Consider the following 14389-nt stretch of genomic DNA (forward strand, 5'->3'; position numbering starts at 1 on the left):
GATTCGTGGGGGAGGGGACGGGCGCTCAGGCGCCCTGGGCCAGGTCCGGCAGACGCCAGCCCGCCAGCTGCTCCAGATGGGCGGCCACCTGCAAGGCGAGGTCTTCGCGCCAGGGCCGGGCGATCACCTGGACGCCGATCGGCAGGCCGTCGCGGGACTGGCCCACGGGCACCACCGCCACCGGCCAGTTGACCAGGCTGTAGCAGATCGAGTAGCTGAAATCGCCGACCTCGGCGTAGGAGCGACCGTGGTGCTTGGCCACCGTCGCGGCCACGGGGCAGACGATCACGTCGTAGTCGTCGAGAAACCGCAGCATTGCCTGGCGGCAACGGTCGAACTGCATCCAGATACCGCGCAGTTGGGTGACCGTGAGGCGGCTGCGACGGGTCAGGGCGTGGTATTCGCGCAGCAGCGGCGAGACTTCGCGCAGGTTCAGTTGCTGGATCAGGTCGGTGAGCCATTGGCCCTCGTCGCCGCCGAGCAGGATGCTGTCGGCCAGCAGTTCCTGGATCTGTCCGAGCATCTCGGGGCGCCGTTCGTCGAGCCGCGCCACGTTGCCTCGCAGGGCGTCGGCGGCGCGGCCAAGCGCCTGGCGTACGTCCGCTTCGGGAGTAGCGATGCCGTCGTCGGCATACCAGGCCACTCGCAGGCTCGACAGCGCTTGCGCCGGTGCGGTCTGCCAGGGGACTGGGGCGACATGCGGGTCGCGGCCATCGGGGCCGGCCAGCAGCGGCGCGGCCAGGTGCAGGTCGGCGATGCTTCGGGCCATGGGCCCGAAGCTGATGAATGGGCTGAACATGCCCATGCAGTCGAGCGGGAAGTGCCCGGTCAATGGCACGCGGCCCTGGGTCAGGCGCAAGGTGCAAATGCCGCTGTTGTGCGCGGGCACGCGCAGGCTGCCGCTGGCGTCGGAGCCGATGCCCAGCAGCGAGCCGCCGGCGGCAATCAGCGCGGCTTCGCCGCCGCTGCTGCCGCCGGGGCTGCGGCTCAGGTCATGGGGGTTGCGGGTTTGCCCATAGAGCAGGTTATCGGTCTCGTAGCCGATGCTCAGCTCCGGGGTATTGGTCAAACCCAGCATCAGCGCGCCTTCGCCGCGCAAGCGCGCCACCACGGTGGCATCGGTCTCGCTGGGCTGGCCGGCGAGGCCGGCGCAGCCCTTGTCTGGGCTGTAGCCCAGGGCGTGGCAGGTGTTCTTGACGCTGAAGGGAACGCCAAGCAGGCGTTTGTGCTGCAGTCGGGGCAGGTTGCGCTCGATCCAGGCCGCCTGCTCGTAGGCCATTTCCCGGTTGCTCTGGATCAGCGCGTTGATCTGCGGGTTGACCTTGTCGATCTGTTGGAAGTAGGTGTCCAGCACCTGTGCCGAGCTGATCGCACCGCGTCTGATCGCTTCCGACAGGGTGCTGGCATCGCAACCGAGTATGTCCACGTATCGCTCTCCATCGCTCGTCGACAGGACAGACGCCGCGGGACCAGTCGTCGGTACCCGGGGCGGGGCTGCGATGCAGAGTGCCAACGGGAAGAAGGAGCGTATATGTGCAATTCATCACGGTTTGCCCAGGTCGGGGCACCGCGCTTGTCGGCTAAGAGGGGGGAGGGGGCATTGCGGACCCAGGGCGCTGTTCGTTTCGGCAGGCGCCCAATAAAAAACCCGCCACGAGGGCGGGTTTTTTTGCAGCTATCCGAAAATTACTCCGGACGAACCTGCGCAGCCTGCATGCCCTTCTGGCCTTTTTCGGCTACGAAGGAAACAGTTTGGCCTTCTTTCAGGCTTTTGAAACCGTCGGTTTCGATGGCCTTGAAGTGTACGAACAGGTCGTCGCCGCCGCCTTGAGGAGTGATGAAGCCGAAGCCTTTTTCATCGTTGAACCACTTGACGGTGCCGGTTTGGCGATTGGACATGGGGTGAATCTCCAGAAACATGATTTTTTATCGGGGTGCAGTGTCGCCTAAGCTTCAGTGGCACCGACGACACTATAGTCTAATTCTTCGCATCTAGCGCCTATTACCTTCGCAGGATGTTGATCCAAGGCAAAAGATGCGACGGACCGCCGGAAAATCCGGCCTATTTTGGCTTGCAGCTGGCCTGGACCACCTGCTGGGCCTTCTGCATCAGCTTGGCGTCTACGCCGTCCTGGCTGTCGAGGTCTTCGATCTCCTTGTCGTTGAAATTCTTCTTGATGGCTTGGGCACCACACTCGCAGTGCTTCTTGGCTGTCGCCGCATCCACGCCTTGGCCGCTCGCCACTTGTTGGCACTGTGCCATGTAGGATGCTTCCTTGCCGGCGGGGAAATTGCCTGCGTTGGCAGCCAGGGGCAGCAGCAGGGCGCTCGCGGCGCAGGCAGCCAGAAGGGACTGAAGTCGCATAACCGGACACTCCTTGGTTAATGGTCTCATCAAGAGTAGGTTGCTTCAGAAAGTCTGATAGGAAATTTTCCGTAAGAGTTCACCTCCCAAGGCATAATTTCCAAATATTTCTGTGTACCCCACAACCCGCGTGCTAGCATGCCCGGCTTGCAGCTCGCCCCTTGCGGCTTGCAGCTTTTACCTTCCAGTCACTCTGGTTCGTCCCTGGCAGGCCGAAAGGTCTCTGCCACTGTGAGGCAGGCTTTCCCGCGGGAAAGGCAGGGCGGATCTTGTACTGGCTCATCCCAACCCACGTGACCTTTGGTAGGGGTCACCACTAGGAGAGGAGGCGCCATGCCCGTTATTACTCTTCCCGATGGCAGTCAACGCACGTTCGACCAGCCGGTATCCGTAGCCGAAGTCGCCGCCTCGATCGGCGCTGGCCTGGCCAAGGCCACCTTGGCCGGCAAGGTCGACGGCAAGCTCGTCGATGCCTGCGACAAGATCGACCACGACGCCACCCTGCAGATCATCACCCCTAAAGATGAAGAGGGACTGGAGATCATCCGTCACTCGTGCGCCCACCTGATCGGCCACGCAGTGAAACAGCTGTACCCGACCGCCCGCATGGTGATCGGCCCGGTGATCGACGAAGGCTTCTATTACGACATCGCCTACGAGCGTCCTTTCACCCCCGAGGACCTCGCCGCCATCGAAAAGCGCATGCAGCAGCTGATCGAGAAGGACTACGACGTCGTCAAGAAGATGACCCCGCGCGCCGAAGTCATCGACGTGTTCACCCAGCGTGGCGAAGACTACAAGCTGCGCCTGGTCGAGGACATGCCCGATGAACAGGCCATGGGCCTGTACTACCACGAAGAGTACGTCGACATGTGCCGCGGTCCGCACGTGCCGAACACCCGCTTCCTCAAAGCCTTCAAGCTGACCAAGCTGAGCGGCGCCTACTGGCGCGGCGATGCCAAGAACGAGCAACTGCAGCGTGTCTACGGCACCGCCTGGGCTGACAAGAAACAGCTGGCTGCATACATCCAGCGCATCGAAGAAGCCGAGAAACGCGACCACCGCAAAATCGGCAAGCAGCTCGACCTGTTCCACCTGCAGGAAGAAGCACCGGGCATGGTGTTCTGGCACGCCAATGGCTGGACCGTGTACCAGGTGCTCGAGCAGTACATGCGTAAAGTGCAGCGCGAGAACGGCTACCAAGAGATCAAGACCCCGCAGGTGGTCGATCGTATTCTCTGGGAGCGTTCCGGCCACTGGACCAACTACGCCGAGAACATGTTCACCACCGCCTCGGAAAGCCGCGACTACGCGGTTAAGCCGATGAACTGCCCGTGCCACGTACAGGTGTTCAACCAGGGTCTGAAGTCCTACCGCGACCTGCCGCTGCGCCTGGCCGAATTCGGTGCCTGCCACCGCAACGAGCCATCCGGCGCCCTGCATGGCATCATGCGCGTGCGTGGCTTCGTGCAGGACGATGCGCACATCTTCTGCACTGAAGACCAGGTCAAGAAGGAAGCCGCCGACTTCATCAAGCTGACCCTGGACGTCTACAAGGACTTCGGTTTCACCGACGTCGCCATGAAGCTGTCGACCCGTCCGGCCAAGCGCGTGGGTTCCGAAGAGCTGTGGGATCGCGCCGAAGGTGCCCTGGCCGACGCCCTAAACGACTCGGGCCTGGAGTGGGAGTACCAGCCGGGCGAGGGTGCGTTCTATGGTCCGAAGATCGAGTTCACCCTGCGCGACTGCCTCGGCCGTAACTGGCAGTGCGGTACCTTGCAGTACGATCCGAACCTTCCAGAGCGTCTGGATGCCAGCTATATCGCCGAAGATAACAGTCGAGTTCGCCCGGTAATGCTGCACCGCGCCATCCTCGGTTCGTTCGAACGCTTCATCGGTATGCTCATTGAACACTACGCTGGTGTGTTCCCTGCCTGGCTTGCGCCGACTCAGGCCGTGATCATGAACATCACCGACAAGCAGGCCGATTTCGCTCTCGAGGTGGAAAAAGCCCTGAACGGTAGCGGATTCCGTGCCAAGTCGGACTTGAGAAATGAGAAGATCGGCTTTAAAATCCGCGAGCATACGTTGCTGCGGGTCCCTTACCTTTTGGTTATAGGGGATCGCGAAGTCGAAACGCAAACCGTCGCTGTGCGCACCCGTGAAGGCGCAGACCTGGGCTCGATGCCCGTCGCGCAATTCACTGAACTGCTGTCGCAAGCGGTTTCCCGGCGTGGTCGCCAAGAATCGGAGTAAAGATTATTAAGCGTGAAATGAGAAACGATAAACGAACTGCACCGAAAGCCCCGATCAACGAGAATATCTCGGCACGCGAGGTTCGGTTAATTGGTGCTGACGGCGAGCAGATTGGCATCGTCTCGATTGATGAAGCGCTGCGTATCGCTGATGAAGCGAAGCTGGATCTGGTGGAAATCTCTGCAGACGCGCAACCGCCCGTCTGCAAGGTGATGGACTACGGTAAGCACCTCTTCGAGAAGAAGAAGCAGGCCAACGAAGCCAAGAAGAACCAGAAGCAGATCCAGATCAAAGAAATCAAGTTTCGTCCAGGGACGGAAGAAGGGGATTACCAGGTAAAACTACGCAACCTGGTACGTTTCCTTAGCGATGGGGACAAGGCCAAGATCTCTCTGAGATTCCGCGGCCGTGAGATGGCCCACCAGGAGCTGGGCATGGAGCTGTTGAAGCGGGTCGAAGCGGACCTCGTGGAATATGGCACCGTTGAGCAGCATCCGAAGATGGAAGGACGCCAGCTTATGATGGTCATCGCCCCCAAAAAGAAGAAGTAATCTCCCGGGCACGGCAGGCCTGATGATTATTGTGTAATTTTTATTCGAATGCGGAGTTCCAACATGCCAAAAATGAAAACCAAGAGCGGTGCTGCGAAGCGCTTCCTGAAGACGGCTTCCGGCTTCAAGCACAAGCACGCTTTCAAGAGCCACATCCTGACCAAAATGTCGACCAAGCGTAAGCGTCAACTGCGCGGTGCCAGCTTGCTGCACCCGTCTGACGTGGCAAAAGTCGAGCGCATGCTGCGCGTTCGTTAATTCTGGTTAAGATAGAGGAAGTTACTCATGGCTCGTGTTAAGCGCGGCGTTATCGCTCGTAAGCGTCACAAAAAAATTCTGAAACTGGCTAAAGGTTACTACGGTGCACGTTCGCGCGTATTCCGTGTAGCCAAGCAAGCGGTCATCAAGGCAGGCCAATACGCCTACCGCGACCGTCGCCAGAAGAAGCGTCAGTTCCGCGCACTGTGGATCGCTCGTATCAACGCCGGTGCCCGCACCAACGGTCTGTCGTACAGCCGTCTGATTGCTGGCCTGAAAAAAGCGTCGATCGAAATCGACCGTAAGGTTCTGGCTGATCTGGCAGTGAACGAAAAAGCGGCGTTTGCTGCGATTGTCGAGAAGGCTAAAGCCGTACTGGCTTAAGTACCCACGACAATCATCCGGCGGCGCCTGCGCCGTCGGGTGTAAAACGTCATCGGATAGGGGAAGAGCCTTCAAAAGCTCTTCCCCTATTTTCGTATCTGGAGTCTGTACATGGAAAACCTGGACGCGCTGGTCGCCCAAGCCCTCGAGGCCGTGGAACGCGCTGAAGACATCACTACCCTGGAACAGATCCGGGTCCAATATCTCGGCAAGAAAGGCGAGCTGACCCAGGTGATGAAGACCCTGGGCAACCTGCCAGCCGAAGAGCGCCCCAAGGTCGGCGCGCTGATCAACGACGCCAAGGAACGCGTCACCGACGTGCTCAACGCACGCAAGGCCGCCTTTGAAGAGGCCGAGCTCAACGCTCGCCTGGCCGCCGAATGCATCGACGTGACCCTGCCAGGCCGTGGCCAGACCACCGGCGGGCTGCACCCGATCACCCGTACCCTCGAGCGCATCGAGCAGTTCTTCACCCACATCGGCTACGGCATCGCCGAAGGCCCCGAGGTCGAAGACGACTACCACAACTTCGAAGCGCTCAATATCCCCGGCCACCACCCGGCCCGGGCGATGCACGACACCTTCTACTTCAACGCCAACATGCTGCTGCGCACCCACACCTCGCCGGTCCAAGTGCGCACCATGGAAAGCACCCAGCCGCCGATCCGCATCGTCTGCCCAGGCCGTGTGTACCGTTGCGACTCGGATATCACCCACTCGCCGATGTTCCACCAGGTCGAAGGCCTGCTGGTCGATCGCGGCATCAACTTCGCCGACCTCAAGGGCACCATCGAAGAGTTCCTGCGGGTGTTCTTCGAGAAAGAACTGGCGGTGCGCTTCCGCCCGTCGTTCTTCCCCTTCACCGAGCCGAGTGCCGAAGTCGACATCCAGTGCGTGATGTGTTCCGGCAAGGGCTGCCGCGTGTGCAAGCAAACTGGCTGGCTGGAAGTGATGGGCTGCGGCATGGTCCACCCGAACGTGCTGCGCATGTCTGGCATCGACCCGGAAGAGTACCAGGGCTTCGCCTTCGGCATGGGCGCCGAGCGCCTGGCCATGCTGCGCTATGGCGTCAACGATTTGCGTCTGTTCTTCGACAACGACCTGCGGTTCTTGGCTCAATTCCGCTAGGCCCAATCGACGCAACTTTCAGGAGAACAGCATGAAATTCAGTGAACAGTGGCTGCGCGGTTGGGTAAACCCGCAAGTCTCCCGTGACGAACTGGTCGCCCGCCTGTCCATGGCCGGCCTTGAAGTCGACAGCGTTACCCCCGCTGCCGGCCAGTTCAGCGGCATCGTGGTGGGCGAGATCCTCACCACCGAACAACACCCGGACGCCGACAAGCTGCGCGTGTGCCAGGTAAGCAACGGCGCAGAGACCTTCCAGGTGGTCTGCGGCGCCCCGAATGCCCGCCCAGGCATCAAGATCCCGTTCGCCATGATCGGCGCCGAACTGCCGGGCGACTTCAAGATCAAGAAGGCCAAGCTGCGCGGCGTCGAATCCTTCGGCATGCTCTGCTCGGCTGCCGAGCTGCAGATCAGCGAAGAGAACGACGGCCTGCTGGAGCTGGCGGCAGACGCCCCGGTTGGTCAGGACATCCGTCAGTACCTGAACCTGGACGACGCCAGCATCGAGATCGGCCTGACCCCGAACCGCGGCGACTGCCTGTCCATCGCCGGCCTGGCCCGTGACGTCAGCGCCCTGTACGACGTGCCGGTCACCCGCCCGGTGGTGCCAGCCGTACCGGCTGCCCACGACGAAGTGCGCTCGGTCGAAGTCAGCGCCCCGGCCGCCTGCCCGCGCTACCTGGGCCGCGTGATCCGCAACGTCGACCTGAGCAAGCCGACTCCGCTGTGGATGGTCGAGCGCCTGCGCCGCAGCGATGTGCGCAGCATCGACGCCGCCGTCGACATCACCAACTACGTGATGCTCGAACTCGGCCAGCCGATGCACGCCTTCGACCTCGCCGAAATCAACGGCGGCATCCGCGTGCGCATGGCCGAGGAGGGCGAGAAACTCGTCCTGCTGGACGGCCAGGAAGTTGCCCTGCGCGCCGACACCCTGGTAATCGCCGACCACACCCGCGCGCTGGCCATTGCCGGCGTGATGGGGGGCGAGCACAGCGGCGTCAACACCGAGAAGACCCGCGACCTGTTCCTCGAGAGCGCCTTCTTCGAGCCGATTTCCGTCGCCGGCAAGGCCCGTTCCTACGGCCTGCACACCGACGCCTCGCACCGCTACGAGCGCGGCGTGGACTCGCAACTGGCCCGTGAAGCCATGGAGCGCGCCACCGCCCTGGTGCTGGAGATCGTCGGCGGCGAGGCTGGCCCGATCGTCGAAGCCGTGAGCGAGCAGCACCTGCCGAACATCGCGCCGATCACCCTGCGCGACGAGCGCATCACCCAGATGCTTGGCATGCAAATGCAAGCCGCCCAGGTCGAGCAACTGCTCAACGCCCTGGAGCTGAACACCAGCGCCAACGGAGCAGGGGAGTGGACCGTTACGGTCCCAAGTCACCGCTTCGACGTCAGCCTGGAAGTCGACCTGATCGAAGAGCTGGCCCGTCTGTACGGCTACAACAACCTGCCGGTCCGTTACCCGCAGGCCCGCCTGGCCCCGCAAGCCCGCCCGGAAACCCGTGGCGAGCTGCCGAACCTGCGCCGCCTGCTGGTTGCCCGCGGCTACCAGGAAGCCATCACCTACAGCTTCATCGACCCGAAACTGTTCGAGCTGTTCACCCCAGGCGTCGAGCCGCTGCTGCTGGCCAACCCGATCTCCAACGACATGGCCGCCATGCGCGCCTCGTTGTGGCCGGGCCTGGTCAAGGCCATGCAGCACAACCTCAACCGCCAGCAAGACCGCGTGCGCCTGTTCGAAAGCGGCCTGCGCTTCGTCGGCCAGCTCGGTGACCTCAAGCAGCAACCGATGATCGCCGGCGTCGTCACCGGCAGCCGCCTGCCGGAAGGCTGGGCCAACGGCCGCGACAGCATCGACTTCTTCGACGTCAAAGCCGACGTGGAAGCCCTGCTGGGTTACTCCGGTGCCCTGAGCGACTTCACCTTCGCTGCCGGCAAGCACCCGGCCCTGCACCCCGGCCAGACCGCCCGCATCGAGCGCGACGGCAAGGAAGTCGGCTACCTCGGCGCCATCCACCCCGAGCTGGCCAAGACCCTCGGCCTCGACCGCCCGGTGTTCGTCTTCGAGCTGGTGCTCGGCGATGTAGTCGAAGGCCGCCTGCCGAAGTTCAGCGAACTGTCCAAGTTCCCGGAAACCCGTCGTGACCTGGCTTTGATCGCAGGACGTGATGTAGCTTCTAGCTCGGTGCTTGAAGTAATTCGTGACAATGCGGGCGAATGGCTCACAGACCTCAGGCTGTTTGACGTCTACCAGGGTAAAGGCATTGATCCTGATAGAAAAAGCCTGGCGGTCGGCTTGACCTGGCAACATCCATCGCGCACTCTTAACGACGATGAGGTGAATGAAACCCTGCAAACCATCCTCACCTCGCTTGAACAAAGGTTGAACACCACGTTAAGGAAATAACGGCATGGGTGCTCTGACGAAAGCTGAGATGGCCGAAAGGCTGTACGAGGAGCTGGGGCTTAACAAGCGTGAGGCCAAGGAGCTGGTCGAGCTGTTTTTCGAAGAAATTCGGCACGCGCTTGAAGACAACGAGCAGGTCAAGTTGTCCGGTTTCGGCAACTTCGACCTTCGCGACAAACGCCAGCGGCCGGGCCGCAACCCTAAAACAGGGGAAGAGATCCCGATCACCGCGCGCCGCGTCGTCACCTTTCGTCCAGGGCAGAAGCTGAAAGCCCGGGTAGAGGCCTATGCTGGAACCAAGCCATAACGACGAGCTGCCCCCCATCCCGGGCAAACGCTACTTCACCATCGGTGAAGTCAGCGAGCTCTGTGCGGTAAAACCGCACGTGCTGCGCTACTGGGAGCAGGAATTCACGCAGCTCAACCCGGTGAAGCGCCGTGGCAACCGGCGGTATTATCAGCGCCAGGACGTGCTGATGATCCGCCAGATCCGCGCTTTGCTGTATGACCAGGGCTTTACCATTGGCGGAGCGCGGTTACGGCTCTCCAGTGATGAGGTCAAGGATGAGTCCAGCCAGTACAAGCAGCTGATTCGGCAGATGATTGCGGAGTTGGAGGATGTGTTGGTGGTGCTCAAGAAGTGACCTGGTTGGCGACGAGTGGAAATTTTTGAAAAAAAGCTTCCATTATTCAAAAGGTTAGGTTAAATTCTTCAACGTTCTCAGCAGTATCGAGAATGATGTCGGGGCGTAGCGCAGCCCGGTAGCGCACTTGCATGGGGTGCAAGGGGTCGAGTGTTCGAATCACTCCGTCCCGACCAAAATACTCCAAGAAAACCAGTCACTTAGCGGTGGCTGGTTTTTTTATGGAGTTACCTGCGCAAAATGGGCGCAAAACTATCCGGCGATTTCGCCGATATCCAGGTCAGTCCCGACCTTAGACCACGCCACATCCTCGTGTCCTTTCTAGTATTTCCTGGTCATGTCTTCAGTGGCATGTCCGGTAATCTCTGGCTGTCTTTTCCTGCGCGCTTGTACAGGTTAAGGGAAAGAGCGAGCACCTTATGAGACCCTGGCATCTCTTCCTCTTTGAGGTCGCGATAACAACCAGTGGAACGCACCAAGTAAAGAGACAAAGTGTCATCCTGGCACCTGGAGAGAACTTCGCTCAGTCGGTCTGTGACCTTTAACTTCAGCCAACCTGAGTCGGACGATTTATCCGTCTTGTTTTGCACGACGTGTAGGTAGACGCTGGCGGGCAGAGCCGCGCAGTGATTCTTGCTGGTATGCTTCGCCGCTTACCAAACAAGGAGAGTGGTAATGGGGTTGCGGGAGAGGCATAAGGCTTTGCTGGGGTGGCTCACTCCAAGGCGCCGTCGGCGCACTGGGGTAACTCTGATCGTCGCCTGGATCGCTGCGACGGCAGTTTGGCCAAGCATCAACTGGGCTTGGATAGGTGGGCCAGGCGTGTACATGTTCTTCAGCGCTTGGCCGCCGGAGCTTCATGGCAAACGTTGAGGCGCTGGCGGGCAGCGCGCTATGAGTGGTTTACACAAGCGGGTGGTAAGCTTAGCCGCTTCATGAGCAGGGAAAGCTGGTAATGGCCAAAGTATTTTCGAAAACACGGTTCTGGAGTGGCATCGCTATCAGTGTGGGATGCTTTGTCATGGCTTATTTGACATCTTCGCCATGGAATTGGTTGTTCATTGCGGCTTCCTTTGCCGGGCTTCGTGTTTGGAGTAAGAGCTGGGATAACTACCTGAACTGCGACCAGGGTTGCCACTCTCAGCAGGAGCATGAGAAGTACTGCCATAGGTCTGAGTCTTCAGGCTAGGCTTGAGGTGCTGGCGGGCAGCGCCGGAGTGGCAGGCGGCTGCAGAGCCGTGTTAACAGCCTTTTCTACGACTCCAACAGCTGCTGCTGTACCTTTGAACTGTGTCCAAGCGTTGAGCAGTACGATGAAGTGGGGCGCGAAATCCTAGTCGCTGCCCTAGCCACGATTGGGCAATTCGAGTGGTTCGGTTACATCGAGCATGGGGCGCCGCTCGAAGCTGATTTGGAAGAATGACTTCAACCCCCCGGATCCGCTGAATCATGTGCGTGCTTCTCCGGTCGAAGGCCACGGCCATGCGCTTGTGGATAGCCTCATTGTGCTCGCGGTCCGCTTTGAGCTCGGCGGCGTCCATGTTCTTGCGAGGATACTCGGTGATCGCTGTCACGCTGTTGGTCTGGATGCCTGCCACCAGGTTCGGCTAGCCGTTATGGCGCCAGGTTCACCCCGTTACAACGGCCCTTAGAGGAAAAATCATTGATCTGCCGCGCCTTGTTCACCGACATCAGGATCGTGCAGCCGCCAGGATGGGCCACGTCATCCCAGTAGTTGGTATGGACCATCACGTTGCCTTGCATCTCGGCGGTGCTGCCGACCACCTCCTTTTGCACGTAGGTGGTATCGCGGTACCAGCCCAACTGCACCCCACCGCCGTCGGGCAGTGGCTCCATGCGCATGGGCGGGCCGAAGAAGTCGATGGCCTGCTTGGCGTCGCGGCCTTGCCATTGGTTGCCCGCCATCAGCTCCGGCAGGGTCGGGATGCAGCCGGCCAACGTCGGCAGCAACAGGCCAAGGATCAACAGCGGGCGCGTGTTCATCGTGGCGTGTTCGCCAGCATGTCGTCCAGCTCCTGTACCGCCTGGCTGTTGGCCTGCACGCCAATCAACTGGATGAACATGGCCTGGATGGTGGCGACCATCTTCGCCGCCGGCATCTTGCCTATCGACAGCATCTGGTTGCGCGCGCGGTTGTCGGGGGCGCAGACGAAGGCGAAGGTGCGCTGCAACCAGTAGTCCTTCGGTGCGACCCAGCCGTGGACGTTGGTTTTCACATCCCTCACGGCGCCGTCGAAGCGACGTATTGCCCGGGCGCTGTCCAGGCGGATCTGGCGCTGTTTGCATTTGACCTGCACCTCGTAGGCGGCGAGGGTCGGGAAGGCCGGGTCTTCGAACAGCTGCATGACCTGGGCCGATTGCACACCGTCGGGCTTCTGCAGGATGCCGGCGGCATCAGCGACGTACACCTCGTTGTGCAGGCGTTCGCCTTTGCCGTAGATGATCCAGTAGTCACCCGAGGCGGGTGCGGCCAGGGCCGGGGTGCTGCAGATGAGGGCCAGGATGGCCAGCCATTGGCAGAGGAATGGAAGTTTGCGACCCATGGAGTCCTTTCCTGGTTTTTGTAATTCAGGAGGACTATACGAGGCCTGGGGGATCAGGGTCGATTAGGGCGCTTGTGCTAATGGCCAGAGGCCTGTAGCACGTAGACTTACACGAAAAGTGAGTGGGGCCATGCTTCATCGCCACTGCCCCAGGATGAAAATCTTATTCAGGGCGCGGGCATTATAGGAGGCCGCAGCGCGTTAATGTTTTTTTGATTTCTGAACTCAATGCCTCTTGATCCAATTCATAGTCTTTTTTGTCAGCATCGGATGTGTAGCGTTCGGCAAAATCGAATAGTTCATTTAGGCAGTCTTTGATTTCCTGGGAGTCCTGTGCCAGAAGACCTGACGTTCCCTCTTGGTACCAGATTTCAAAAAACTGCGCCTCGAAGGTGTCTGCAGTGATTTCCGATCGGATGAACGACTTGGCCAAATCTATTAAGACCATGCTCATTTCAGTACGCCTGTGCTGATATAGGTTTCGTCTGCAAAGTGTATATGCCGCGGTAAATGCCTACGTCTGGAAAGCGCTTAAAGAAGCCTCGGAAATCTCACCCGTTCAGAGTGAAACTGCGTGTTCCGTAATGACGAAAAGGCGGTGCTGTGTTGGCCCTTCTTCGGGCCTGGGCGCAAGCGAGTCGTGAGCGTGGCGATCCGCTCGAAGGTTGAGATGTGCAGTCAGGGACGATGAGGGTAGTCAACGACTGAGCGCTGCTTGGCTGTCCGCTTTCTCTCGGTCGTTTCGACGCGATGATTGTCGAAGCTTGCGGTCATGGCCAAGCATGGAAAAGATGCCAAGCGGGTTGCCAAATTCCTCGACGAGCTCAAGGGGCAGGGTGCTGCCCCTCTTCGATGAAGCCAATCGGCCTCTCAGTTCAAGGGTGTCAGCTCGCGTTCGAACGGCAGTACCGGCCCAGACCGTGAACAGGTAATCGCTGCAGCACGGATTGCGTAACTCAGTACTGCGTCGATCATTGTGCGATCGAGCGTTGCCAACGCTGCTGGGTTGTCCTTGCCCAGCCGCGACAGGCAGGCAAGCACCGCCGCCTGGAAAGTATCACCAGCACCCACTGTGTCGCTAACCGGCAACGAAGTATCCGCCGGCCGCTGCCATGACCCATGGGCGCAATGCACGCTGGCACCGTGAGCACCATGGGTGATGAACACCAGCCTGCAGCGTTCGTTCAACCAGCCTCGGGCCACGTCACGCGTCTCTCGACCTGGATAGAGGATGTCGATGTCTTCCTCACTGGCCTTGATCACATGCGCATGCCCGGCAAAGGCTTCCACCTGGCGCCGCCACAGCGCCACATCCGGCTGCGGATTGAGCCGCACATTCGGATCAAGGCTGATCAAGCGCCGGTCCCGCTCGCGCTCCACCAGCGCCATCAGCGTATCGGCCACGGGCTCCACCACAAGGGTGTAAGAGCCCACATGCAACCCCCGCACACGCTCATCCAGCTCGGGTAGATGCTCCAGTTTCACCTGCCGATCCGCACACCCTTCACCGCGAAACTGATACTGCGCCGAGCCATTGGCATCCAGCCCGACCATGGCCAGGGTGGTCGGCGCAGCGCTGGTCACCACATAGCGGCAGTCCACCCGTTCCTCTTCCAGCACCCGCCGCAATCGGGCACCGAGGTAGTCGCTGGACAACCCGCCGAACAACGCCGATTCCACGCCCAGCCGGCGCAGGCCGACGGCGACGTTGAACGGCGACCCGCCGGCAATCGCGGTAAACCCCAGCTCGCTGCTGCGGTTGCTGTTTTCCAGGCTGAAGACATCGAACAGGGCCTCGCCACACACCAGGTACATGCAGTTCTCCA

General features: G+C 60.5%; 15 protein-coding genes and 1 tRNA gene. 9 read left to right on the forward strand and 7 right to left on the reverse strand.

The annotated features are described in order from the left end of the window. Positions 1-25: 25 nt before the first annotated feature. The 3 genes from KSS90_RS10830 to KSS90_RS10840 all read right to left on the reverse strand — a co-directional run bounded on the left by KSS90_RS10830 (position 26) and on the right by KSS90_RS10840 (position 2365). Positions 26-1426: an amidase gene (locus tag KSS90_RS10830; protein WP_225933150.1), complete on the reverse strand. Its 1401-nt coding sequence runs from the start codon at positions 1424-1426 to the stop codon at positions 26-28. A 260-nt stretch (positions 1427-1686) separates the two neighbouring features. Beyond that, positions 1687-1899, reverse strand: a complete 213-nt coding sequence (locus KSS90_RS10835; RefSeq protein ID WP_007956027.1) for a cold-shock protein — start codon at positions 1897-1899, stop codon at positions 1687-1689. A gap of 163 nt (positions 1900-2062) precedes the next feature. Beyond that, entirely contained in the window at positions 2063-2365 is a 303-nt protein-coding gene (locus KSS90_RS10840) for a hypothetical protein (protein ID WP_046856070.1), read from the reverse strand. Between the two features lie 333 nt (positions 2366-2698). Here KSS90_RS10840 and thrS point away from each other — a divergent pair, with 333 nt between their 5' ends. The 9 genes from thrS to KSS90_RS10885 all read left to right on the forward strand — a co-directional run bounded on the left by thrS (position 2699) and on the right by KSS90_RS10885 (position 10175). Then, complete coding sequence (gene thrS / locus KSS90_RS10845) at positions 2699-4621, forward strand: threonine--tRNA ligase (protein ID WP_217869371.1); 1923 nt, start codon at positions 2699-2701, stop codon at positions 4619-4621. A 17-nt stretch (positions 4622-4638) separates the two neighbouring features. Next, positions 4639-5172: a translation initiation factor IF-3 gene (gene infC / locus KSS90_RS10850; RefSeq protein ID WP_031314567.1), complete on the forward strand. Its 534-nt coding sequence runs from the start codon at positions 4639-4641 to the stop codon at positions 5170-5172. A gap of 63 nt (positions 5173-5235) precedes the next feature. Beyond that, the gene (rpmI, locus tag KSS90_RS10855; RefSeq protein WP_003250667.1) at positions 5236-5430 is read left to right on the forward strand and encodes a 50S ribosomal protein L35; all 195 of its coding nucleotides are present in this window, start codon (positions 5236-5238) and stop codon (positions 5428-5430) included. Between the two features lie 27 nt (positions 5431-5457). After that, entirely contained in the window at positions 5458-5814 is a 357-nt protein-coding gene (rplT, locus tag KSS90_RS10860; RefSeq protein ID WP_003250671.1) for a 50S ribosomal protein L20, read from the forward strand. Positions 5815-5925: 111 nt separating this feature from the next. Further along, positions 5926-6942: a phenylalanine--tRNA ligase subunit alpha gene (gene pheS, locus KSS90_RS10865; protein WP_023629191.1), complete on the forward strand. Its 1017-nt coding sequence runs from the start codon at positions 5926-5928 to the stop codon at positions 6940-6942. A gap of 31 nt (positions 6943-6973) precedes the next feature. Further along, positions 6974-9355 (forward strand): phenylalanine--tRNA ligase subunit beta, encoded by a 2382-nt coding sequence (gene pheT / locus KSS90_RS10870; protein ID WP_217869372.1) that lies wholly within the window; start codon positions 6974-6976, stop codon positions 9353-9355. 4 nt (positions 9356-9359) lie between these two features. Continuing rightward, positions 9360-9662, forward strand: coding sequence for an integration host factor subunit alpha (gene ihfA, locus KSS90_RS10875; protein WP_009394049.1), 303 nt, complete (start codon positions 9360-9362; stop codon positions 9660-9662). Further along, entirely contained in the window at positions 9643-9999 is a 357-nt protein-coding gene (locus KSS90_RS10880; protein WP_023629031.1) for a MerR family transcriptional regulator, read from the forward strand. Before ihfA ends, KSS90_RS10880 begins: the two co-directional genes overlap by 20 nt. Before the next feature lie 99 nt (positions 10000-10098). Then, positions 10099-10175, forward strand: a tRNA-Pro gene (locus KSS90_RS10885). A gap of 1438 nt (positions 10176-11613) precedes the next feature. Here KSS90_RS10885 and KSS90_RS10890 read toward each other — a convergent pair. The 4 genes from KSS90_RS10890 to KSS90_RS10905 all read right to left on the reverse strand — a co-directional run bounded on the left by KSS90_RS10890 (position 11614) and on the right by KSS90_RS10905 (position 14378). Next, positions 11614-12003 (reverse strand): hypothetical protein, encoded by a 390-nt coding sequence (locus KSS90_RS10890; protein ID WP_217869373.1) that lies wholly within the window; start codon positions 12001-12003, stop codon positions 11614-11616. Beyond that, positions 12000-12563: a hypothetical protein gene (locus tag KSS90_RS10895; protein WP_217869374.1), complete on the reverse strand. Its 564-nt coding sequence runs from the start codon at positions 12561-12563 to the stop codon at positions 12000-12002. Before KSS90_RS10895 ends, KSS90_RS10890 begins: the two co-directional genes overlap by 4 nt. Before the next feature lie 181 nt (positions 12564-12744). Further along, positions 12745-13017, reverse strand: coding sequence for a colicin immunity domain-containing protein (locus tag KSS90_RS10900; protein WP_217869375.1), 273 nt, complete (start codon positions 13015-13017; stop codon positions 12745-12747). A 416-nt stretch (positions 13018-13433) separates the two neighbouring features. Beyond that, positions 13434-14378 (reverse strand): carbohydrate kinase family protein, encoded by a 945-nt coding sequence (locus KSS90_RS10905; RefSeq protein ID WP_217869376.1) that lies wholly within the window; start codon positions 14376-14378, stop codon positions 13434-13436. Between the last annotated feature and the right edge of the window lie 11 nt (positions 14379-14389).

It is taken from the genome of Pseudomonas maumuensis (assembly GCF_019139675.1).
In the GTDB taxonomy this organism is placed as follows: Bacteria; Pseudomonadota; Gammaproteobacteria; order Pseudomonadales; family Pseudomonadaceae; genus Aquipseudomonas; species Aquipseudomonas maumuensis.

What these genes read in the sequence shown, in the direction of transcription:
- KSS90_RS10835 (WP_007956027.1), bottom strand. Translation starts at nt 1,899, where the DNA reads ATGTCCAATCGCCAAACCGGCACCGTCAAGTGGTTCAACGATGAAAAA.
- KSS90_RS10840 (WP_046856070.1), bottom strand. Translation starts at nt 2,365, where the DNA reads ATGCGACTTCAGTCCCTTCTGGCTGCCTGCGCCGCGAGCGCCCTGCTG.
- thrS (WP_217869371.1), top strand. Translation starts at nt 2,699, where the DNA reads ATGCCCGTTATTACTCTTCCCGATGGCAGTCAACGCACGTTCGACCAG.
- infC (WP_031314567.1), top strand. Translation starts at nt 4,639, where the DNA reads ATGAGAAACGATAAACGAACTGCACCGAAAGCCCCGATCAACGAGAAT.
- rpmI (WP_003250667.1), top strand. Translation starts at nt 5,236, where the DNA reads ATGCCAAAAATGAAAACCAAGAGCGGTGCTGCGAAGCGCTTCCTGAAG.
- rplT (WP_003250671.1), top strand. Translation starts at nt 5,458, where the DNA reads ATGGCTCGTGTTAAGCGCGGCGTTATCGCTCGTAAGCGTCACAAAAAA.
- pheS (WP_023629191.1), top strand. Translation starts at nt 5,926, where the DNA reads ATGGAAAACCTGGACGCGCTGGTCGCCCAAGCCCTCGAGGCCGTGGAA.
- pheT (WP_217869372.1), top strand. Translation starts at nt 6,974, where the DNA reads ATGAAATTCAGTGAACAGTGGCTGCGCGGTTGGGTAAACCCGCAAGTC.
- ihfA (WP_009394049.1), top strand. Translation starts at nt 9,360, where the DNA reads ATGGGTGCTCTGACGAAAGCTGAGATGGCCGAAAGGCTGTACGAGGAG.
- KSS90_RS10880 (WP_023629031.1), top strand. Translation starts at nt 9,643, where the DNA reads ATGCTGGAACCAAGCCATAACGACGAGCTGCCCCCCATCCCGGGCAAA.
- KSS90_RS10890 (WP_217869373.1), bottom strand. Translation starts at nt 12,003, where the DNA reads ATGAACACGCGCCCGCTGTTGATCCTTGGCCTGTTGCTGCCGACGTTG.
- KSS90_RS10895 (WP_217869374.1), bottom strand. Translation starts at nt 12,563, where the DNA reads ATGGGTCGCAAACTTCCATTCCTCTGCCAATGGCTGGCCATCCTGGCC.
- KSS90_RS10900 (WP_217869375.1), bottom strand. Translation starts at nt 13,017, where the DNA reads ATGAGCATGGTCTTAATAGATTTGGCCAAGTCGTTCATCCGATCGGAA.
- KSS90_RS10905 (WP_217869376.1), bottom strand. Translation starts at nt 14,378, where the DNA reads ATGTACCTGGTGTGTGGCGAGGCCCTGTTCGATGTCTTCAGCCTGGAA.